This is a genomic window from Thermogemmatispora sp., assembly GCF_019683635.1.
Lineage (GTDB): Bacteria > Chloroflexota > Ktedonobacteria > Ktedonobacterales > Ktedonobacteraceae > Thermogemmatispora.
This window is the reverse complement of the sequence record NZ_JADGIA010000011.1, coordinates 15,206-37,840: the sequence shown is the minus strand read 5'-3', so window position 1 is coordinate 37,840 and position 22,635 is coordinate 15,206. Positions and strand designations below refer to the sequence as shown.

At 58.6% G+C, this 22,635-nt stretch carries 12 protein-coding genes; 6 read left to right on the top strand and 6 right to left on the bottom strand.

Features of this window, described 5'->3' with window-relative positions; all coding sequences use genetic code 11:
* Positions 1–143 precede the first annotated feature (143 nt).
* A complete protein-coding gene (locus IRZ31_RS02680) occupies positions 144–545 on the top strand; it encodes a hypothetical protein (protein WP_297149255.1) in 402 nt (133 codons plus the stop codon).
* 155 nt (positions 546–700) lie between these two features.
* Here IRZ31_RS02680 and IRZ31_RS02675 read toward each other — a convergent pair whose 3' ends face one another.
* The gene (locus tag IRZ31_RS02675; protein ID WP_297149253.1) at positions 701–2,911 is read right to left on the bottom strand and encodes a S9 family peptidase; all 2,211 of its coding nucleotides are present in this window, start codon (positions 2,909–2,911) and stop codon (positions 701–703) included.
* 578 nt (positions 2,912–3,489) lie between these two features.
* Positions 3,490–3,696, bottom strand: a complete 207-nt coding sequence (locus IRZ31_RS02670; protein WP_112426870.1) for a DUF3311 domain-containing protein — start codon at positions 3,694–3,696, stop codon at positions 3,490–3,492.
* 418 nt (positions 3,697–4,114) lie between these two features.
* On the opposite strand from IRZ31_RS02670, the gene IRZ31_RS02665 reads away from it, so the two are divergent.
* The 3 genes from IRZ31_RS02665 to IRZ31_RS02655 all read left to right on the top strand — a co-directional run bounded on the left by IRZ31_RS02665 (position 4,115) and on the right by IRZ31_RS02655 (position 7,750).
* Positions 4,115–5,710: a sodium:solute symporter family protein gene (locus IRZ31_RS02665; RefSeq protein ID WP_297149249.1), complete on the top strand. Its 1,596-nt coding sequence runs from the start codon at positions 4,115–4,117 to the stop codon at positions 5,708–5,710.
* 262 nt (positions 5,711–5,972) lie between these two features.
* Positions 5,973–6,605: a hypothetical protein gene (locus tag IRZ31_RS02660; RefSeq protein WP_297149248.1), complete on the top strand. Its 633-nt coding sequence runs from the start codon at positions 5,973–5,975 to the stop codon at positions 6,603–6,605.
* Between the two features lie 5 nt (positions 6,606–6,610).
* Entirely contained in the window at positions 6,611–7,750 is a 1,140-nt protein-coding gene (locus IRZ31_RS02655) for a pentapeptide repeat-containing protein (protein WP_297149246.1), read from the top strand.
* 141 nt (positions 7,751–7,891) lie between these two features.
* On the opposite strand, the gene IRZ31_RS02650 is transcribed toward IRZ31_RS02655, so the two are convergent.
* The 4 genes from IRZ31_RS02650 to IRZ31_RS02635 form a co-directional block, all read right to left on the bottom strand.
* Positions 7,892–13,015: an ATP-binding protein gene (locus tag IRZ31_RS02650; protein ID WP_297149244.1), complete on the bottom strand. Its 5,124-nt coding sequence runs from the start codon at positions 13,013–13,015 to the stop codon at positions 7,892–7,894.
* Positions 13,016–13,040: 25 nt separating this feature from the next.
* On the bottom strand, positions 13,041–14,744 hold the full coding sequence (locus IRZ31_RS02645) for a hypothetical protein (RefSeq protein ID WP_297149242.1): 1,704 nt from the start codon (positions 14,742–14,744) through the stop codon (positions 13,041–13,043).
* A 21-nt stretch (positions 14,745–14,765) separates the two neighbouring features.
* Positions 14,766–18,740, bottom strand: a complete 3,975-nt coding sequence (locus IRZ31_RS02640; RefSeq protein ID WP_297149241.1) for a serine/threonine protein kinase — start codon at positions 18,738–18,740, stop codon at positions 14,766–14,768.
* Positions 18,741–18,989: 249 nt separating this feature from the next.
* Complete coding sequence (locus IRZ31_RS02635; protein ID WP_297149239.1) at positions 18,990–19,850, bottom strand: hypothetical protein; 861 nt, start codon at positions 19,848–19,850, stop codon at positions 18,990–18,992.
* Between the two features lie 198 nt (positions 19,851–20,048).
* On the opposite strand from IRZ31_RS02635, the gene IRZ31_RS02630 reads away from it, so the two are divergent.
* Positions 20,049–21,122, top strand: coding sequence for a LacI family DNA-binding transcriptional regulator (locus tag IRZ31_RS02630; RefSeq protein WP_297149237.1), 1,074 nt, complete (start codon positions 20,049–20,051; stop codon positions 21,120–21,122).
* A 363-nt stretch (positions 21,123–21,485) separates the two neighbouring features.
* Positions 21,486–22,532 (top strand): 5-dehydro-2-deoxygluconokinase, encoded by a 1,047-nt coding sequence (iolC, locus tag IRZ31_RS02625; RefSeq protein ID WP_297149235.1) that lies wholly within the window; start codon positions 21,486–21,488, stop codon positions 22,530–22,532.
* The last annotated feature ends 103 nt before the right edge of the window (positions 22,533–22,635 follow it).

Below are 22,635 nucleotides of genomic sequence, written 5' to 3'. Positions count from 1 at the left end.
ATCTAGAGAAAAAGAGGGCCACTAGAAACCCAGAGCGTTGCTCACGCGTCTACTCTAGTGAACTTAGTTTCAGTTTCATAGGGCAAGAAAGCACTTGTAGAGAAGGACACTCCACCAAGGAAGTTTCTGTTCTAACGCGAGGTATGTCTATATTTCTGTTTATCCTGCTCAGCCTGCTCGTGTATATTGCAGCATTGGTGGCCCTTGTCAGGGCCACAGGGCGCTTACGCTACTATCGTTTCGATGAGGCCGGCTTTCTGGGTATGGCGGCCCTCGATATCGTCGCGGGTATTCTCCTTTTCTCGGCGGTCGCCACGCCGCTGGTGTTGCTGACTGGCAGTACTGTTGAGAGTGTCGAGGGCCGTGTGCTGGCCTTTCTTCTCCTGCTAGGCATTATCCTCGTGTCTGGCGCAGCGGCCTGGCGGAGCCTAGGCTGGAGTCCAAGCTCTCAGACTCTCTCGCGCCTGCTGGGGGGAATCTACTGCCTGCTCTTGGCGCTCGCGGCTCTTGTCTGCATGGTCCTCATCTTCTTGCCGGGTCGCTAGGCCTGTGTGACGCCCTTGAACGGCACTCATCCAGGATGCTGCTGGACAAATCTGCAGGTGCGCGAGGGGAAGAGTCTGGCTCCCCCTCGCGCTGCCGCTCCGCCGCCGAGAAGGGCCGGATCTTTGTCTCTCTGCGAGCATTAGCGCTCTGCAATCTATCCTTCCTGCAGCAGAAAACGCTGAAACCACTCCAACGTACGGCGCAATCGATCACAGCGCTGAACCGGTGTGCCAACCGTTGGCCAATCCATTGTATGGCTGGTTCCCGGATAGCGCACCAGCTCGACAATCTGGCGGCGTTTGCGCAAGGCGGTAAACAGCTGCAGCGACTCGCTGAATGGACAGCGCAGGTCATCGCCGGCGTGCAGGAGCAGCAGAGGCGTCGTGATGCGGTCTATGAAAGCCAGTGGTGAGCGTTCAAGGAGGCGCTCCTCGCCAGCGCCGCCCATCGCCAGGTCAAACCAGAGGGCCTGGTCCGAGAGCAAGCGACAGAGCGGTAAGTAGGTCACCGGGTTGCGGCTGACCGCGGCCTTAAAGCGCGTCGTTTGAGTAATGGCCCAGGCAGTCATATAGCCACCGTAGCTCAGGCCAGTGATGCCCAGGCGCTTCTCATCAATAGGAGTGGTGCTGATCACATAATCCAGACCGGCCAGCAGATCGCCCAGATCCTTGCCTCCCCAATCATTGAGAATGCGGCGGCGAAAAGCCTCGCCGTACCCGTCGCTGCCGCGCGGATTGGCGGCCAAAACGGCGAAGCCCTGGCCGGTTAGTACCTGGAACTCGTGGACATAGGCGTCGCCCCAGGCGCAGCTTGGACCACCGTGGACGGCCAGAATCAGCGGAGCCCGCTGGCCAGCAGCCAGCGGTGGCAGATAGAGCCAGCCCTCGATTGTCAGCCCATCAGTGGCCTGCCAGGTCAGGCGTCGCGGGCGAATCAGCTGATGGCTGCGTAGAAAGCGCTCATTGACACCCGTCAGACGCTGCGGCTGCGAACCATCGCCTCCCAAGGACCAGATATCGCCTGGTGTAAACCAGTCAGCCCGCACGACAGCGATTAACGAGCCATCGCCGGCCAGATGAGGACTCAGGTAGCGCCCGGGGCCGCTGGTCAAAGGCGTTATGTGCTGCGTCTCGTGATCGACACGGTAGAGGTGGGCTTGGCCGCGTTCGTGGATTGTCACCAGGAGCTGTCGGCTGTCGGGATACCACTGTGGGCGGATGAGCCACTCGTTGGCGGGACGTAGTTCATCAGTAATGGTGACCTGGCACGTGTAGTCGGCCTGCTCTGGAAAGACAGGGCGTGGCGCCTCGCTACCGTCGGCGGCCACGATCCAGGGGGTGATATTGCAGGTCTCGGTCTGATCGGGGGCATAATAGTAGGCGAGATAGCGACCATCGGGTGACCAAGAAGGCATCTGAGCCAGCCCTTCCTCTGGGGTCAGGCGGCGGAGCTGTCCCGTTGCCAGTGTCAGGACCCAGAGGGCCATGCTGGTACTGAGGTCAGGCTGCGGGCGGCGATTGGCGCAGAAAGCGACTTCGCTACCATCGGGTGACCAGCATGACTGCACCAAATGCACTGGCTCAGCGGTCAGGCGTACCACTTCTCCCTCCAGGGGGACAAGCCAAAGCTGTACCCGGCGCCCATGCCAGTGCCCTATACCGTCCCACTGCTCGTCAAGCCGTGTGTAGACGAGAGCTGGCTCCTCCCCTGGGTCGGTCTGCTGGTCATCAGCTGGTTTCCAGGGGCTATGCACAAGCAGAGCCTGACCATCGGGACGCCAGCTATACTCGCTGACTCCGTTGGGCAGGTGGGTCAACTGCCGTGCCTCCCCTCCATGAAGCGAGAGCAGAAAGAGCTGGGGCTGGCCGCCGTGGCGAGTGCTCAGGAAGGCCAAGTAATCACCTTGTGGCGACCAGCGAGGGGCAAAATCCTGGTAGTCGCCGACAGTGAGCTGGCGCGCCCCACCGGCGGCCTCTTTGCGGCTCGGAACCAGCCAGATGGCACTTTGACTACTCTGAGTACTACGATCGTTTCGCTGGAGGGTGAAAGCAATCAGGGAGCGGTCGGGCGAAAGCTGTGGGTCCGAAGCAATCTGCAGATCCAGCAGATCCTCTACCGTCACAGAGGCCAGTCTCATAGGCGCTGGAACTGCAGCTGAGACTGGTGCTCCAGCGGCAGTAGCTGCCTCGACGGACCCAGCGCCCTGGCCCTGGATGGTTGCCGGGTCTGAGACCTCTGGTTGCATGACCGTGCTACTGGCTTCCTCCTGATCTGGCTCTGCCTGATGGGGAACTTCAGAGGACGCGGTGACCTGTGCTGGCACCGGACGCGGCTCCGTTTTATTTTCATCTTGCTCTTCTAACATTGCTCGCTCCAATACTTGTTCAAGAGAAGCATCATCTTCATACTACTGAACCAGGGAAAAAAGGTGGCCAGCAGCGAGATGGTAGTCCTGCCTGCCATCGAGCTGGTGATAGCAATTACGCCCTCGATAAGCGAGGAGAAAGGGCAATCTTACCTGAAGGGAGAGGCCGCGTATCAAACACTGGCATGCAGAAAAGAAAAAGTAGTGATTGCCTAATCCGACGGTAGTGGGAGAACAAGGCACTCTTGAGCGTCGACGATAATCAAGACTTATTGTTGGCAGACTGTCAGGCCGTGTCATAGGAAAGTGATACCACATCGAGGACTGCCACGCAAGCGTCGCAGTCGGCGCTCAGGAGGGTGCTGGCGGCTGCCAGCAGGATCAACGACTGGCATGCAAACGAGGTCGCCGCTGAGGACAGGAACCCGGCGGGAATAATTGTCGAGGAGGTAGACGAGCAAGCCAGATAGAAAAGATCCCCTAACCAGGAGGCCGTCGAAGGTGCACAGCCCCCCAGCTCCTGCCCGAATCGAAGCGAGCCAGCCCACTGCAAGAAGGAAGACCCTCTCTGCTGGCAGTTACTCGGTCAGCAGCGCCACCAGGCCCACGATGGTAGCCGTGACAATAATCCAGAGCATCTGGAACCAATAGAAGAAAGGCACGCCGAACAGCGTTGGCTCTACCTGGTTATAGAGAGCCGGACAGACGGTAGTGAGGAAAGGAATAAGCAAAAGCGCAAAGGGCCAGAGGCGCCCTCGCCTTGGGAGCGATTCTTCGGGTAGCATCGTCGTCTCACTCTCTCCTGGTCATGATCGTCTTGCCTTGTGGGAACAGGGGCTACCACTTTCCCCGAGGCTAGACCACTCAGATTCAGTATAGGCTCACGGGAGAGGCTCAGGCGGCTTTATCTTGTCAGAATTAGGAAAAAAAGGCTATGATCCCGTGCCGTACTTTGATGTAGTGCTATACTGACACTTATCGAAGAGCATACAACATGATAAAAACGAACCAGGCAGAGAGAGGATGGAACAGACTGAATTACTTGGATGCAGGGCACACAAGAAACAGTTAAGGAAATGAAGCACTGCAGTTGAGTAGCTCTTCGCGCAGGAAAATAGTAGGAGCGGATCAGGCTCATTTGGCATACACAGCGCTGTGGTGTAGCGTTTTCCTGAAAGAGTCGTGCCATAGGAGAAGAGACGTATGATTCAATGGGGAATGCTGGCAGTCTTCATAGGCGTTTTCATTGTAATGACCATCATGGGCTTACTGGCCTCGCGTTGGCGGCCTGGTGATCTGAACAGGCTCCAGGAGTGGGCACTGGCGGGCAGGCGCTTTGGGCCGGTGGTGTCCTGGTTCCTCATTGGAGGTGATCTCTACACTGCCTACACGTTCATGGCGGTGCCGGCCCTGGTTTATGCTCAAGGTGCGCAGGGCTTCTTTGCCTCGCCTTATCTGACCCTGGCCTTTGTCTTTGCGCTGATCATGATACCCCGCTTCTGGGTCATTGCGCGCCATCGTGGCTACGTTACCCAGGCCGACTTTGTACGTGAGCGTTTCGGTAGCAGTGCGCTGGCGCTGGTAGTGGCGGTCACCGGCATCATGGCCACCATGCCCTATATCGCCATTCAGATCTACGGTATCCAGGTCTGCATTGCTCAGATGGGGATCAATGTCGAGCTGGCCCTCTTCATCGCCTTCCTTATTCTGGCTCTCTACACCTATGTCAGTGGTTTGCGGGGACCGGCCCTCATCGCTATCTTTAAAGACCTTTCCATCTGGCTGGTGGCCATCGTGAGCTTTGTAATCATCTCTATCCGCCTGGGAGGCTTGTCTCACATCTTCGCGACTGTCCCTGCTGACAAGCTAACTCTCTCTCCTGCGCAGTACAGCACCTTTTCAACGCTTATTCTTGGCTCGGCGATGGCGCTCTTTCTCTATCCGCACGCCTTTACTGCAATGTTGAGTGCCAATAGCCGTCGGACGTTGAAGCGGACCCTGCCGTTTCTGCTAGCCTACACCTTTCTGCAGTCGCTCATCGGCTTATTTGGCTTTATGGCGATCGCTGCCGGCATCAAGCCCTCTCCTCTCTACAGGACCAATAGTGCCCTGCCTGCGCTTTTCGCCAGCATGTTGCCGCCGTGGCTGGCCGGTTTCGCCTTTGCTGCTATCTCCATTGGGGCCCTGGTTCCCGCTGGGGTCATGTCGATTGCGGCGGCCAATCTCTTTACCCGCAACATTTATCGTGAATATTTCCATCCTAACTGTACAGAGCGTGAGGAATCGGCGGTAGCCAAGACAGCCTCCCTGGTCATTAAGTTTGGAGCTTTGCTGTTCATCCTCTTCTTCCCGACAGATTTCGCCATTAATCTGCAGCTTTTCGCTAACGCCTGGATCATTCAGATCCTGCCTGCGGTGCTGCTGGGCCTCTATACGCGCTGGTTCCATCATCTAGCTCTCATCTGCGGCTGGGCTGGGGGCATGATCCTTAGCACCTGGATGGTCCTCACGCAGAACTTTAGCACAGTCTATCCGCTGACTGTGGGTGGCCTCTCGTTCCATGTCTACGCTGCCTTTGCCGGGCTTGTGCTGAATCTGGTCCTGTGTTGTGCTCTCACGCCCCTCTTTGACCTGCTCGGTTTGCCGCGTGGGCAGGATAAAACTAGTCCGGCTGATTATGCAATCCGCCCAGTGACCGGTTTCTCAGAGGAACGGCTCCTGCAGCAGGCGCGTCAGCTCCATCAAACTACTCCTGCCGGGGCGTTCCCTCTAGAGGATAAGCGTGTAGCCAATCGCTAGGCCCGTTTTACTGGCTGGCTCGCAGGTGAACGGGAATGCAACGTGATGCAACGTAAGGAAAGCAGGCGCCAGGTCAGAAAAGGTGCATCTCGCGTCGGCAGAAGGGAGCCGCTTGTACGCAGGCATCGCTTTCCCTTTCTTCTTCTCTTTCGGATGGTCTGGTTCTGCTATGGGGGCGCCATCCAGGCTCGTGCGTCCTTTGGCAAGGATGTCTTGATCTGGGGTGTGACGGTTATGGCTGGTTTCTCTGGGGAGCAGGCTTATGTCAGAGCAGGAAGGCGTGACGGATCACTTGGTCACTGTTATTCAGCTGATCCAGCTCGCGCGCGGCAGCGGCACACTGACGGCCTGGCGGGGCACTGGCGACCTCTTCGAGGAGGGCGTGATCACCTTTGTGAAGGGGCAGGTCACTCAGGCCAGTGCAGGTCGCCGTAAGGATCACGCCGCACTCAATTGGCTGAGTACCTGGGGCAGGTGTCGCTATAGTTTTATTCCCGCGGGGCTTGATGAGGCAACAAAGGAGTTGCTAGCCTGGCTAGCTGCTGGCATTACGCAGCCACCGCGCCCGGCGGCGCCTGCATCCCCGCAAGGGCCGCCTTCTGCCGCGGCTCGTGGCTCTCAGTCGGGGCTGAGTGCTGGGGGGCATAGGCAAGATGCTCGTTCCTCCGATGCTTCCTACTACGCGGTGCCTTATGCTGTGCTGCCCTTCCAGCAAGCCCTGCTTCTGATCGAGCAGTATCATCTCTCGCGTGCTCATCGCCAGCTCTTTTTGCTCATTGATGGCCGGCGCCGGGTACTCGATCTGGCTCAGCTGATGGGGAAGGAGCCGCAGGTGGTGAGCCAGCTGCTGAGCGATCTGGAGCAACGCGGCATCATTCAGCGGAAAGGATTGTAGGTTATATGCTTGAAATTGAGCCGCAGTTAGGGGGACTCGGACGAGAGGAGGCCCTGCTGGAGATCGTCCAGGCTTACCGGCAGGAGCGCGTTCCTATGCTTGACGGAGCCGATCTGAGTCGGCTTGATTTACAGAAGGTGGACCTCAGTGGAGGCAACCTGCGTGGGGCGAATCTCTCGGAGGCCAATTTAAGCGGGGCCTATCTCTGTGGGGCCTATCTGCGTAAGGCTGATCTCAGTCATGCAAATCTCAGTCGGGCTAACCTGAGTAAGGCCTTTTTGATCGGTGTCAATCTGATCGGGGCCAATCTGCTGGGGGCCTCGCTGCGAGAGGCCGATCTACGCTCAACCGATCTGGGAGGGGTGGATCTGCGCGGTGCCGATCTCCACGGGGCGATGCTGGTGGAGGCTGGCCTTATTGGGGTTGATCTCCGGCGCTGTGATTTAAGTCAGGCTCGCCTGAGTCTGGCCAATCTGAGCCGTGCTAATCTCTCTGGGGCTGATCTGAGCGGAGCCGATCTGAGTGGCGCAGTGCTCGATGAGGCTGATCTGAGCCGCGCTGATCTGAGCGGGGCCAATCTGGTCGGTGCTCATCTGCGCGAGGCCAACCTGAGTGGGGCCAATCTGAGTGGGGCGCGCCTCAATCTGGCCGTCCTAAGCAAGGCCAACCTGAACGGAGTCTATGCCTGTGGGGCCTCGCTCTATGGTGCCAACCTGGTCGATGCCGCTCTCCATGAGGCCAATCTTCGGGGGGCGAGTCTGAACCGTGCCTACCTGTTCCAGGCTGTGCTCAGGAACGCCGATCTGAGCAAGGTTGACTGCGCCAGAGCCAATCTCTCGCGCGCCGATCTGAGTGGCTGCGATCTTAGCCGGGCCTCTCTGGTCGAGGCTCTGCTCAAAGGGGCGGATCTCTCCGAGGCCTATCTTTACGCTACCGATTGTCGCGCTGCTAATTTGCAGCAGGCGCGTCTGACCGGGGCAGTGCTGACTAACAGTCTCTTTATGGGGGCTGATCTGCAGCAGGTCCAGGCGGAGCCTGAACAGTTCAGCGGTCTTGATCGCGGCGCGCTGGAGGAGATTATGATCGATGCCTATACTGGTTGGCGTCTGGGAATCGGCTCCAATGTGGTGCGTCGGCCCTTGTGAGCAACGTCATTGATGGATAGATCTGCTGCATTGCAGCAGGCGGGTTCTGCTGGCAGCTGGGGAGGCAGTTCTTATGAGGCTGCTTCTCTACTGTCAGCGGACCCGCCTGTCTGTTCCTCTCTCGCTTTGTCCTGGATTTTGCTAGGAACCGGCACCCATGCGCACGATCAGCGCCTGACGCATCTCGGGTGTCTGGACATAGGCGGAGCCGACGCTTAGCTGCTCGATGCGTTCTGCCGCCTGGCTGCCCCGACCAGTTTGGATGAAGCCCGCTGCCTTGCGCGACTCGGGGGAGTTCATGCGAAAGAAGATGCGCGTGCCTGCATTATAGAGAACCTCAGAGTGAAAGTCGCTCAGGCTCTGGCTGGCGACAATAACAACGATGCCGAACTTACGCCCTTCTTTCATGAGCTTAGGCAGCGTCCGATCCTTTGCCAGGCGGTGAGCCTCGTCGAGGACGATGGCCAGACGCAGGCGCTCGGTAGGCCCCCACTGGAACATGTCTTTGTAGATTTTGTATAGCACAAAAGACCCGGCGCTCAGTTGCAGCACTTCGGCGTAGAGCGTGTGCAGGTCAATCACAAGTCCATTGCCAATGAGAGAGCGCAAGTTAATGGAAGAACTTCCAGGACGGAAGAGGTCCATGTCGAGCAAGGGCCGACAACGGGCAGTAACATTGCTGATATGGCGCTGCTGCTCTTGCTGTCCGATGCGTCGGAAGACCTCCTGGAGAGAGGGATAGGTCAGCTCGCCTTGTTCCTCTTCGCTCAGGTCGTCTTCGAAGCCGTGGGCGCGGTAAGCATCGCGGATGGCCGTGTAGACGGCATCGCGCTGCATATCTCCCAGGTTAGCAACCTGGGCGAAGATTTCCGAAATGGCCATAGTATTCTTGCGCCAGTCAGAACCCGAGATGCTGCATTCGAAGGGGCTGAATGGCAGGCCCTTGGCCGCGTCGAGGACGTTGGGGTGAACGCGCTGGTAGAAGTTCCCTTGTGGGTCGGCGAACTGACCGTGAAAGTCCAGCACAAGGGCCGGCACTCCCTGCTGGCTTAGCTCGCTCAGTAGATGCTCGATTGTCCAGGATTTCCCTTGCCCAGGGATGCCCAGGATAAAGAGATGTGGGCTGCCCTGAATGGCTGGCTGCCAGTAAACTGGGCCACTGGCGGCCTGTCCTAGCAGAACACGAACAGGCGTGGAGCCTGTGTCTGGAGGCTTCACCTGGCCCTCTTCATGGCCAGCCCGAATGAGCAAAGTGCCCTCGGCCTCTGTCTGCCTAATGCGTTCTAGCTGCTGCTCAAGCCCGGGCCGAATGCCTGTCGTCAAAGGGGTGTGTGGAGTTGACGGCTCTTGTGGAGCGGCGTCGATGGTGGAAGCAGAGGGCATGAACTCTGTCCCTTCCTCGGAGGCAGACAGCTCTTCCTGGCCGTCAAGGGCGGAGACCTGCAAGAGTTCGGGCAGATTGTGGAAGTCGCTGGCGGTCAGCAGGCGAATGCGCGCGCCCTCGACGAGCAGGGGCTTTCGAGGCTCGCTCTTCAGACTGACAATGTAGCCTTCGTAGCTGGGGCGGAAGTCCAGCTCTTCTTTTTCGAAGCGAGCCAGGTTGTCCAAAAAGGTGGCCTCGGCTTCAGGGTCGAACAGCTGGTAACGGCGAGCACGCTCGAAATGGAAGCGCAGTACATTGGCCAGATAGGCACGCTGCAGTGCCCCATCGAGCTGCTGGCGATCAAAGAAACGCTGTTGCATGGTGTTGGCGGTAGCCTGCAGCTGCAAGGCCATATCGGTGGCCAGGCGCTCAAGGGGTACGGTGCCGCGACGCCACTTGACCTCGATAAAGGTGGCTTCCACGATATTGCGCTTGAGAGCAACGAGCACGAGATCGCAGCGGCGCTCGCCCTCTCTCATTTGCCCAGAGCCGCTTGGCGAGAAGATGCGTGGATAGAGATCGACAGGCAGCAAGACCGCCTGCTTGAGGCGGTTCTGGCGTTGGAGCCAGGCCGTGACCACGCCAAGGCCCACAGCGGCGGCGGCGCTGGTTGGGGACTCTAGGGCCTCCAAGGCCAGGCGTCCCGAGATAATTTTCAAGTAATGCAGCAAGTGACTGACACTCTCTTCAATGCGTGAGAAGCCCAGCTCTTCCATAGCCTGAGCAAGCATCGAGCTGATTTCCTCGTGCCAGGAGGTAGTCACCATCATGCGATGGCCCAGTCCCTCGGTGAACTCGGGCGAATAGTCCAGCACATACTTGCGTGCCATCTCTGCCAGCCCGGGCAGGTGAGGCGAGTCGTAGTAGTCCAGGGTGAAGAAGCGGTCCAGCGTAATAACCCAGTTCGTGCGCTGGTGCAGCTTGTCCAGCAGAGCACGGCGGTCGGCGGTGAGGGCGACCTGCAAGGCCAGTTGTGTCTCCTCTTTGCCAGAGAGCAGATAGCCACCCGCTTTCAGGAGGGCTGTATGCAGATTGACCAGAGTCTCGCTGTAGCGCGGCCCCTGGGGATGGGGAAGGGGCTTGCTACCAAAGGTGTTGATCTGATAGCGCCAGAGCAGGCTGTCATTTTCCTGGCTGAACTGAGAGATAAAACGGGCTAGCAGGCCGTAGAGTGAGAAGCTGCTTAGCTCGCTGCTCAAGGAATGGGTCCCCTGTGTTGGAACAGCGATGACGCGCGGGCGCATCAGATCGCTGATGATGGCCAGATGAGCCTCGGGTGGCTCTTGTTCTTCCTCGTACAGCGAGCGGATCGAGCGGGCAGTGGTCGAAAGGGCTGGTAGAAAGTGGTCAATCTGATAGCCCGAGTTCTGGAAGAAACGATTCCCATGCTGCCGCAGAGCCTGGGCCAGGGCCTGCAAGGTACCGCCCTGCCAGCTTTCGCTGTACGAGGTAATCTGGAGCAAGGGCAGCGTGCTATCCGGCAGCTCTGTCTCTCCATTCTCATCTGGCGAAGCAATCAGGCCCTGAAGGGCCTCGCCCAGGAGTGCCCCGCGATCCGGGTTCATCAGCGTCAGGACCAGCGGATTGGCATAGGGATGCAGAGCCTGGAAGAGTTTGAGATGCTCGCTAAGAGGCTCTGGGCGGATATCTCCAGGGCCGACCTGTTCTGGGCTGGCCTTGAGTAGCGTAGCGACGTCGCTGTAACGCCGATGCGGATCAGGTACGTCCGCGGGGAGAGCCACCCCATGGAAAAAGAGCAGATTTTGAAAGAAAACGAAGGTGGTCGCTGTAGCAATGTGATAGGAGAAAGGTGGTACATTAGCCGGAACAAGTAAACGCAGCGCATGCAGATCGATTTTTTGCTTGCGCTGGCTCTTTTGTTGCTCTAGCAGTTGCTCCTCCCAGGAAGCCAGTAGCCGGGTATAGCCGGCTAACCAAGCGACGCGCATAGGATGGGTGGGCAGAATAATCAGCGCCTCTTCGATTTGCTGCTGCTGATTGAAAAAGCGGATGAGCAGGCTGTCAACGGAAAGGGCCTGCTTGAGTTCGCTGGGGTCGGCCCCCCTCTCGCGAAGGTGCTGGAGCAAATCATGATAAGCCTGGGCATAGCGGACAGCGGCATCGGCCAGCTCTGGGCTGCTGCTCCAGTCGGCTACTTCTATGACGTCGCGCGGTTCGGATTGGCGCAGGCGTCGGAAGAACAGATCTCGCTGGCGCCAGAAATGTTGCCAGCGCTCACTTTCACCGGAAGAGAGGGGAAACGGCTGAATGGCAGCCTCATCGACGGGGCGTAGATCATCAACTTCCAGGAGAAAGCAGCCGCCCTGAGTCGGCTCCTTCAGAACACGCCGCTCCAGTTGTAACAGGGTCTCGCTCAGGGTCAGCGTGAGCCGCTGCTTGCCGTTGACCAGGACACTAAAGTAAGCGCACTCGTGGAATTGCCATTGGGGTGAGCTTTCCTCTAAGATCGTTTCGCGGACCTCGCTACCTACGCTGAGACGCCCGAACGGGAGCGTGGGGACCGTCCGGCGCTTTTCGGACTTTGCCGTCTCTGGTGGAAGATTGGCCGAATCAAGAGTCAAGTAGAACGACTCGCTATCTTTGTAGAAGAGTTCCTTCTCTTCTTCATTATTGGAGGACTTCACTAGCTCATTGCCATCAGGTCCCAGCGGAGCAATGCGCACGCGGACCGCGAAGTCGGGCGGCTCCTCGTTATCAAGCCCTAATTTCTCCAGCTTGATAGTGACCTTACGACGCCCGGGCGTGAAGTCCTGCTCCCAAAGGCTTTCGCGGAAACCCGGCTCGCTTTCCTCGGGTACGATGGCTACTCGCCAGCCACCCAGGTTCCGCGGCTTGTCAGGCTTACATTTCCAGCGCACTACTACATCGCCATTGCTACCATAGTAGGCGTAAAGAGCACCACCGGGGCCATCGGGCTGAGCCAGGTGGCAGAAGTGTTCAACTTCGCCGTTGGAGTTAGCGAAAGGTTCGATCTCAAAGTCGCGCAGGTCGCTCTCTTCATAATGGATGAATTCCCAGCGATCAAGCGTCAGGTCCTCCTCCACCAGCGCACGAGACCAGCTTTGGACATCGCTGAGGGCTTTGCTCTTCAAGAAGCGCAGCAGCCTTGTGGCGGTGGCGCTCTCAACTTTCAGCTCCTGCACGCGCTCAACCAGGGTGGAATCGAACTTCTTAGGGCGCGCCAGGAGCGTCGTCAGGCGTCGATTGCTCTCCAGAAAATCGGTAAAATTGGGGCGAGCGTCGCTGATGAGGCCGACGCGCCAGAGTTCCAGGCCGATCTGGTTTGCTGTGCCATCCAGCACCTGGGCGTAGACGGCGGCCACGAAGTCCAGGCGCCGCTCGTAGCTCAAGCCGGGCCAGCGCCGCAGGTGGCTAAAGACTGTCTGAACCTGGGCCGCAGCCTCGGGAGAGCGCTGTTGAAGGCGGTGCTGTAGCTCGCGCAGAGCTGTCTCATAGAGCTGACGCCCATCGATTGGGGAGAAGGCATTGGCCAGCGAGCTGACAGCCGCGTCCACGCTGCCGGCGGGAATAAAGAGGCAGAAACGCCCGCTCTTACGGTTGCGCAGCTCGATAGCACGATCGGGAGTGATGAAAAGCGAGTCATCGGTAGCGTGCTCTCGCTCCGTGGTCAGAATATGAAACAGCGTTCCCTGCTCTGTCTGCTTGCTTTCGCGCAAGCGCTGACAAAGAGGCCGGGCATCGTCCAGCTCCAGAAAATCGATGCGTGCGCAGTGGCCGGCGCCGGTCCCCTTGATTTCTTTCAGCAGTGCCTGAGCAAGTAGCTCGATCTTCAGCTCGCCCTGTGGAGAAGAGAGTACCATGATAGACCCTTTCCAGGCTCAACGCTTAGTAGTGGCTGAGTAGCATAGATGTAGCGGCATACGGTGGGTGCAGGCGTTGCACCGTAAAGTCGTCAGAGAGGTCGCGGAAGATGCCCATCTGGCGCAGGCGGCGCAGCATGGCCCGCAGATTTTCCTGAGCTGCGGCGATGTACTCGGCGCCCACAAAGGGAGCCGGCGGACGGTCAACCAGCAGGCCAAAGCGCTCGTCGAGGAAGCGCAGGAAATCCTGCAGGCGGATAGGCATGAGTCCTTGATCGCTCTGGCCTCCATCTTCACTGCCGCTCAGGCGGGCGGCGGCCAGCTGCACCAGGACCGCTAGCAGATCGTTGGTCGGTGCGTAGTGCCAGGATGAGCGATACTTGAGCTGCCCTCTGAGCAGACCTTCATCGCGTGTTAGCCCTCCTGTGCTCCAGTACCACTTCGCAAACTGTTGAGTAGCATCGCGCTGGCTCTCCTTCAACAAGGTCACCAGACCATCCAGATCGCTTTCGGTGCTGGCAAGCAGCTCATCCAGAGGTTTGGTAGCCAGCGGATTTTCCGGGTCCTCTGGATCGCGATTCGCCTCATAGATCTTATCGATATCGTTACGGGCCTGGGCCTCAATATCGTTCTGTATACCGCCCTGTTCTCGCAACGCCAGGAGCCCTTGCAGGTAGAGCGGGCCGGTGGTCTTGTCTCCAAGTACACGCTCTATAATCACCCGGCGGCGAGGATTCCGTTGGAGCTGCTCGACATAGCTGTGCAGCTGGCGCAGGAGCAGATTAGCCGACAGAAAGCTCTGATAGGCTTCGATATCGCGGCGCACGCAAGCGTGAGCCATCTCTTGACTGGGGCCGCGTTGGCCAGTGAAATCCACATAGAGCGCTGGAGGGGAAGGCTCCAGTGGCTGGCGCATCGCCGGGGGTAAGCTCTCGGGTTGCTCGACCAGGGTATTCACCGCGTAGACGACCTTTAAGGTATAGATAAACAGCTCAAAGTTGATCAGGATCAGAAGATGGTGAATAAAAGCTGGCAGAGGCATGGTCTTCTGGTAGGCCAACATGTACTGCACAAGATCAGCCGCTAGCTGGTGAATGAGTCCAGGGCAGGCTCCCAGATCCGCATTTTTTTCCCGGCTCAAGCCTGGCCGCACGCTCTCAAAGCCGTCGAGAAAGGCCAGCGAGAGACGAGTGAGCGTATCCACCTCAGTGACCCCGTCATATTCCCCACCTAGCTCGCCGGCCTTGCCAAGCTTGACGCCGCGACCGAAAATCTCTTTGAAGAACTCACGCAGCTTCTGATTGCTTCCCATGTAACTGCGTAGGGCCTGGTAGAGAAACAGATCGGCGCTGCGCAGACGACTCGCTTCCTTGGGAAAGCCGGGCTTATGTGAGAGCAGACTGTAGGTCACAATGGAAGTGATCTGCTCGTCTTCATGCTTGCGTCCGATTTGTCCGGTCGTGATTAATGCCGTGCGTACCAGCCGCTCTAGCAAACGTTGCTCCTGGGGGCCAGAGAAACCCTCAACAGCCGGATGCTGGCTCAGCTTATTGATATAGACGTCGATCGCCCGGGGATCGTTGGGAATGCGAGCGCGTCCCCGGCCTTCTGCCAGAATACTGAAGAAGAGGAGGGGCAGAAGCAGATCGATATCGAAGTCATTCATCTCAATGGGCAGGATCTGGGGAAAACGCACCCCGCGCAGTTCCTTCGGCAACTTAACCTTCACGAGTGCCCTCCTTCCAGCGGATCAAGCAATGGCTGTCCTGATCACCTTACCATCGCGCTGAGTCAAACGATGGAGACGCCGACCATTTTCGATCAAGATCAGATCGCGTGTCTCCATCAGCAGCACTGCGTGCTTGAAATGGCGCAGATCCTCCAGCAACGGCTGCAGCTCCGGTCCCTCTGGTTGCAGACCATCTGCCAGGCGCAGCAGCAGCTCAAACAAATCGAGGGAGATCTCCAGGCGAGGTGTTCCCGAGCGATGGCGCAGCACCAGAAACTCAGGCAAGGTCTCGACCACCTCATTATCGCTGGTTCCGACTGGCTCCAGAATGAACTCTTCCAGCGGGAGCTGCTTCAGAATAATCAGCTGCTGCTCCTCAGAAGCGCGAACCACCACGCTCAGATGGCCATCCGGCAAATCGGCGTTGATTCTATCTGAACGCAAGATCCCCCGCGCCAGCTTGCGGCGTGTCTCCTCCAGCTGCTCCTGCTCCCCTTTCAGCAGCTGGAGATACAGCAGTGCATAGCGATAGGGGAGCAGATCGAGCCAACGCACGGCGGGCAGATATGGCTGCCCATCCTCATCCAGGCGTGGGCCATAGAAATAGAGGCGCCGTTTCCAGGCTGCCAGCCAATCACGCTCCTCTCTGAAACGCTGGCGCGGCAAATCTTTCGCATCAGCCATCAACTCGGCGCGCAGCAACGCATCCTGTGGTCCCTGATGGAAATGTAGGAAGCGGTCGAGATGAGGTTGAGGAAAACGTGCGGGATCGAGCACGCGCAGATCGCGCAGCAGCTCATCGTCGATCTCTGCCGGAGCAAAAGCGCTCTGCCAACAGGAACGCTCAATCAAAGACGCCCCGCCATCCTCGTTCTGACGCGCCGCATGCACCTCGTGGCAGCTCAAGTTACCGGTGATCAAGTAGGCCAGGGCGGAGCGCAAATCACGCATGGTGATATGGCGTTGATGGCGTAGATGAGTCAATAGCAACAGGTATTCCAGACGCTGCTGTGTACGGTTCTTACGCAACATCTGAGCATTTTGGTAGATTGGACAGATGGCCTCGGCGCAACAGTTGCGGCAGACAGCCCAATGCTCCTTGGCCACCAGGCTATCCAGTACGCGCCGGAAGAGAGAGCGCTCTTGCTCGCCAGGAAGGCTGACAAAAGCGCGTCGCTTCAAATCAACCAGCCAGACATCCTGCTCGCGCAACGACTGACTGCGGCGCGCCTGCTGCAGCTGCGTTTTCAACCAGGCAAAGCGCTCACCATAGCGCTCGAAGTAGTCGGCCAGGCGCCCGTCATTGATTGCCACCAAGACCGTCAGAGCTGCCTGCGGTCGCTCTGGACCCTCCAGTCCCGCCAGCTTCTGTGTAAGCTGCTCATCGGCACTTAGTCCACGATGGGCCTCAGAAGCATCGTAGCAGCTGCGGAAAACATGGTCATTGTAGATCAGTTCCCAGCCGCTTTGATCGGAGCGCTCCTGAACCAGCCTTGCACCTTGCTTGACAAGCTGCTGACGCACCTGTTCTAGAAAAGCCGTCTTGCCATCGCCAGGGTTGCCCGAAAGGAAAAGCGCCAGCGGACGCTGTTCCAGTACAAGCGGCAGCAACTCACGATCAAGCGCTGTCGGTACATAAGTCCGGCGCACAAAATCGCTATCCAGGCCGCGGTTATCGGCGTTGCCGCTGGCACTTCGGCGATAGAGACCGCGCACTTGCTCCACCCAAGGATTGACCTGCTCCTCTTGCTTCTGGCCGCCTTCCAAGGCTGGTGTTGTCTCTTCCACCGCTACCATTGCAGCCAATCTGGCCTGTTCCAACTCTGCCAAAAACTGGCGAGCGCTGGCCGGGCGCCGTGTCGGATCTGGATCAAGAGCGCGCAGTAAGACACTAGCCAGACGCCGCACCTGCTCATCCGAGATGGGCAGCTCCTCTACGGCACGCAGGATGCGTCGCCCACTCTCATCGTAGGCGAACGGAAGCTGGCCGATCAGGACCTTGAAAAGGACCACCGCCGCTGCGTAGCGGTCACTGTCGGCTGGCGGACTGGCCGCAGTCAGCGCCTCGGGCGGCAGGTAGAGCGGAGTACCGGCCAGGCTACGCTCCTCTCCCTGACGAATCGCAAAGCCGAAATCGATCAGGACCGGATGGTGATCGACCTCGTGCAGAATAATGTTAGCGGGCTTGATATCGCGGTGCAGGATGCCTCGCTCCTCTAAAGTATCTAGCGCCCGTAGCAGGTCCTGAGCAAAGAGCCACCAGCGTTCCAGCGGCCAGGGAAACTCCTCTTCGAGCTGCTGCAGCGTCGGCCCAGGGATATACTCCATAGCGATGTGAGCATCTTCCTCCGGCTTGTAAATCTGCCTGATGGTCGGAAAATACTTGCTCTTTATATTGTCCAAAGCTTTGTACTCTTGAATTGCATGATCATAGACCTCAGCCGGCTGCAGGAACTGCTTCAGCACCAGTGGACCCAGCCCTGGGAAGTCCTGATAGCTCACCAGATAAGTGCGAGCCATCGACCCCTGGCCGAGCAGGCGCTGGACGACAAAGGTACCATTCAAGAGCGTCTGAGGAGACTCATTGACCTGCCTCTGTTGTACCTGGCGCACGATTTCCTCCAGGCAGTGCGCCACCTCCTCAGCGCTGGGAGGCTGCTCCTCCTGAGAGGGTACCAGCACCGAGCGGAAAAGCTCCGTCAGAGCCATCGACTGCTCGGGGGCCAGGAAGGTAGCCCAGCGGGGAGCATCGGGTAGACGCGGCTTTTCGTCGATTGTCGGGCGAATTGATGCGATGGGGGTACCGGAAAGGCGCTCAAGCATCACCAGCGCCAGGCTGAAGGTATCCGTCTGCGGCGTCGCAAACTCGTAGCCGATGAGCACATCCTCGGCAGCGTAAGGATCATCGACCGCAGTCTTATCCAGCTTTGCTGCAATAGACATACCGCCGACACGTGCCGCATAAAAATCGCTGAACAGCACACGAGGAGCTTGACCCTTCGTAAACTGCACGATGAGTGCAGCAGGAGTCAACGCGCGATGGAGAACACCCTGGGCATGAATCTGGGCCAGTCCTCTAAAGGCCTTGGCGGCGATCTGCAGCTCCTGCAAAAATTCCTCGCGCGTCTCTGGCAGGGGAAGGGCGCTTAATGTGCGGCCTTCGGGTGGGACGATTGGCACCACCATAAACCGATCTGCCCAAGGGAAAGGCGTCTCGGCCTGTGAGACCAGGCCCGTGGACTGCAATTTCTCCAACGCCTTATAAGTGCGCGTATAGAATTCCTTGGCCTCCTGTTGCTCCAGTGGATCGTGATCAAGCTCATAGAGCATAACGATACGAGGTCGATTGGTCCCCGAGATCTTTTCCACCGCGCGACAGCGATAGAGCTTCGGGCGTACCTGCTCCGCCTCCTCGATCTGGAGCGTATCGCCGATGTGGCGTGGTATTGGCGGGCGTATGCGCAAGCCTGTCAGCCAGTGTTTCAGCTCCGCATGGAGTTGGCCAACCGAAGGATTACCCTCCTGCTCGTCCCTCTCCAGCAAACGCTCGCACACCTCGTCCAGCCTGAAAAGTCCCTTGGAAGCCCGTGCATCATGGATCATCGCTTGAACGGTGGGAGAAGAGAGCAGCACAATTCCATGAACGAAGTGCTCGCCTCCCTTCAATGCAGCGAACCTCTCCTTCGCAGAGCCGGCTACAATCTTGGCCACGTAATCGACCTTGGCCAGCGGGCTCCGCTCTGACGAGCCGTCGGCCCGAGTCCAGAACTCCTCATTGCCGCGCAAAGGACCCTGCCAGGACTTCTCATCGATCACAAAGATCCAGCGCTGGCCTATTACTAGAAAATCAATTTCGAAGGATTTCCCATTCTTCGCTGGAAAGACCTTATTACAGATCACCAGCCACGAGGCGGGCAACCCCTCGCGCAAGACCGCAGCTGCCCGCTGCTCTCCCTCGCTAGCGAAGGCGGTAGTTGTACTGATCAACTCGGCCACAGAAGCGCCTCCTTACTACCTGATCAAAGAGAGGCAAGAAACAAGACTGTGGAAACACTCCTCACGAACTCAGCCCCTTGTTGCAGTTGAACATCGTTGGTATATTGATGCAAAACGGATGTTGGATTATATCATGCTCTTCTATTGTTGGGCAAGCCTCCATGCTTGGCATCGACCAGCGCAGGCAGCAGCCAGAGAGGATAGAACGATCCTTCTGGCTGCTGCACAGCAGGAGCGAAGTGGGACAAACTAGTGGCGCGGAGCGATGCCGCAGAATCCACTTGCGCCCCAGCCGACCGCCACCCCATGATCCGCTCCATGAGCCTGTAGATACGCATAGAGAATGTGCGCAGGTTGCGTATCCCTCCAGGCCGGTTCCTGGTGCGCAAAAGGGGTGCGAGCTGTGCGCTCACCGCCTGCACCGTCACCCTCAACTGTGTCCACTACCAGACGACGTGCACCACTCTCAAGGAGCTGTCCTCCAAAGGTCTCGACATCAGTAAAACGCAGGCAAGGACTAATTGTAATCTGCGTCTTTACCCCCAGATGACTGGCCTGGCGTACCACCTGCCAGCGGCCTTCCAGCGCGGGCCCGCCCCCAAGGCGACGCAGGTAGGCCATGTCGTTCGTCTCAATAGTCACTGAGAGCCAGGCGTAGGGGATCTGCAGCAGCAGATCGAGGTCACGCCCCACCAATGGCGAGCGCGTCTGCACCACCAGCAGATCAAGGTCGGGATAGCAGGCAAAGACCTCCAGGCAGCGGCGCGTGACCTGAAAGCGCCGTTCCAAGGGCTGATACGGGTCGGTGGTTGTACTCATAAAAACACGCAGGCGGCGACGTCGCTCGGGAGACATGCGCCGCAGCGTCTGCTCCAGCACAGCAGGGGCGTTCTCCTTTACCTGTACCGCCAGGCCCCAGGAAGCGCCCAGGCCGGCGGTCATCCAGTTGGGTAAGAAGCGGGCGTAGCAGTACTGGCCGCAGGCTGTCTGGCCGTAGGCACAGCCCGTATAAGCCGACAGGGCATGGGTGAATGGATAAGGAGGCGCGACCAAAAATCCCCCGCGCTGCGGCGTGAGAATGCTGCTGGCCTCCGTCGAAGAGACATGCATGGCTTCTCCCTCATCTTGAGTCCAAACTCGCTCTTTCAGCATAGCACACTATCGGAGAACAACTTCTGCTGTCAGCGAAGCAAAGCGGTAAATCCCCTTGACACAAACCCGCGCCATCCACTATACTGCTAATGCACACGTGTGCAAGCAGCGGTACCAGAACGGCTGACATCCGAAAGCAGGAGGAACAGAAGCAGGGTGAGTAGCCCATCTCCCACGAGTCGAATTGCTGGCACGAGACGCTCGCATGAGATTTCCATTGCCGATATCGCGCGCGTGGCCGGCGTCTCCCACACCACCGTTTCGCGTGCCTTGCGCGATAGCCCCCTGATCAGCCAAGAAACGCGGAAGCGCATCCAGCAGTTGGCGCTGGAGATGGGCTATACGCCCAATGCTATCGCCCAGAGCCTGCAAACACGGCGCACCAGCACAATTGGTCTGGCGGTAACCTCGATTGCTGATCCCTTCCTAAGCGAGGTCGTGCGTGGAGTCGAGGAGATCGCGCGCTCAGCCGGCCTGAGCGTCTTTTTGAGCGCCACGCATAACGATCCTGAGCAGGAGATTGCGGTGATCGAGACTTTCCATCGTCGGCGTGTTGACGGCATTCTGGTGGCTTCTTCGCGCATCACGGGGGAGTATAAGCAGCGGCTTGACCAGATTCGGGTACCGACGGTCCTCATTAACAGCCAGGCTGAGTCGCAGTACGAGCTGCTCCACTCGGTAGCGGTGGATGACCTGCTCGGGGCACGGCTAGCAGTTGAGCATCTGCTCGCTCTTGGCCATCGCGCGATTGGCTATGTGGGCACGAGTAGCCGCCCACGCTCCTGTCGCCAGCGACTGGAGGGTTATCAGGCCGCTCTGGCTAGCGCCGGCCTGGCCCCCCGCGAGGAATGGGTGACAATCATGGCTGCGGAGGAGGCTTCTCCCCAGGAAGACGTACTTTGTGGGCGCCGCGCTCTCCTGTCTCAGTTGAGTGCTGGGGTAACTGCCATCTTCTGCCAGAATGATATGATGGCCATCGGCATCCTGATGGCCTGCCACCGTCGTGGTATTGCTGTGCCTCATGAGCTAAGCGTGGTAGGCTTTGATGATATTGAGATGGCCAGCTGCATTATTCCTCCACTAACCACGGTACGTCAACCGCGTATCGAGCTTGGACGCCTGGCGATGCAGGTTTTGCTCGATCTGCTACATGAACAGGAAGGGCGCAATCATGTCCTTGCCCCGATGCTGGTGGTGCGCGAAAGCACCGCTCCACCGCCGGCCTTGTAGCCTGCGGTGAGCGAGAGGATGAAAGGCCGGCGGACAGACAGACAAACAAACAGACAAACAGACAAACAGGCAGGACGACCGTCTGGCGGACCCGCATCCATCCCCAGCCAGGGCCAGATCAGATGGACAGAGGGAATGCTGAGAGAATAGTCGATCACCTGGCCTTACAAGCGCTTGTCCGCAGGACAGATCAAGCAAGCGCCTTGTGATCAGAGGTGGTGGCGGTGGGTATGGAGTGGAGGCAAGCCAAAATGCAATCGTGTGCTGTGGGGTTCAGTCAGGCTCTCCTTGTTGGGGATCAATCAATAAGTGTGAGCATGTCTGTTCGGTCAGAGAAGGTCAGATCACACAGGAGGCTCGTCGATGGAGCTAGAACGGCGGCAGAGAGCCTATGACCTCGTTGCCATAGGGCGCTCCTCTCTTGACCTGTACTCCAATGATATCGGAGCGCCGTTTGAGGAAATTAAAAGTTTCGCTGCCTACGTTGGGGGGTGCCCTACTAACATCTGTGTCGGGGCCCGACGGTTGGGGTTGCGCTCGGCACTGCTGACCGCCGTTGGCGATGATCAGGTAGGAAATTTTATTCTCCGTTTCCTGGCTCGCGAGGGGGTAGAGACGCGTTACGTGGCGCGCAAGCCAGGCTATCGGAGCAGCGCCGTGGTGCTGGGAATCCAACCACCAGATCGTTTCCCGCTCACCTACTACCGCGACCACTGTGCTGACATTGAACTGACGATCGACGACGTCCTGGCAACGCCGCTGGGGGAAGGCCGTGTTTTGCTGATCACTGGCACCGGTCTGAGCAGGGAGCCAAGTCGCAGCGCCACCCTCTATGCCGCCGAGCTGGCTCGCGAGCAGGGAACGATGGTGGTCCTGGATATCGATTATCGTCCCGACCAGTGGCATGATCAGCGCGCCTTCGGCGTGGCGCTTCGCTCGGCGCTGCCGCTGGTCGATCTGGTAATCGGAACCGAGGATGAGATCAAAGCAGCGATGCTGCGCGATGCCGGGCAGGTGCAGGTAGCGCACTCTCAGATCTCAGATGCCCGCGTGAGTGGTGACGTCGAAGAGGCGATCCGCGAGATGTTGCGTCGGGGTCCGCGGACCCTGGTGGAAAAGCGGGGCGCCCGTGGCTCGCGAATCCACCAGGTATCATCCGAGAACGCGAACGGTGCTCCATCCTGCCTGGAGGTGCCTGGCTTCCCGGTGACTGTCCACAATATTCTGGGCGCCGGCGACGCCTTTGCCGCTGGTCTGCTCTATGGCTTGTTACAGGGCTGGGATTGGTATCGGGCTGCGCGCCTGGGAAACGCCTGCGGGGCGATCCTGGTGACGCGGCATGGCTGCGCCGATTTTATGCCGACCTACGCTGAGGTGATGGCCTTCATCGAGGAACACGGTGGCCTCTAGGTGAGATAGCTGAACTGTAATGAATTGGAGAGAGGCGGATGGGCAGAGCTGAGAGAGGACGGAAGTGGAACCAGGGGCGGAAAGAGGAGGACGATGGTTCCTG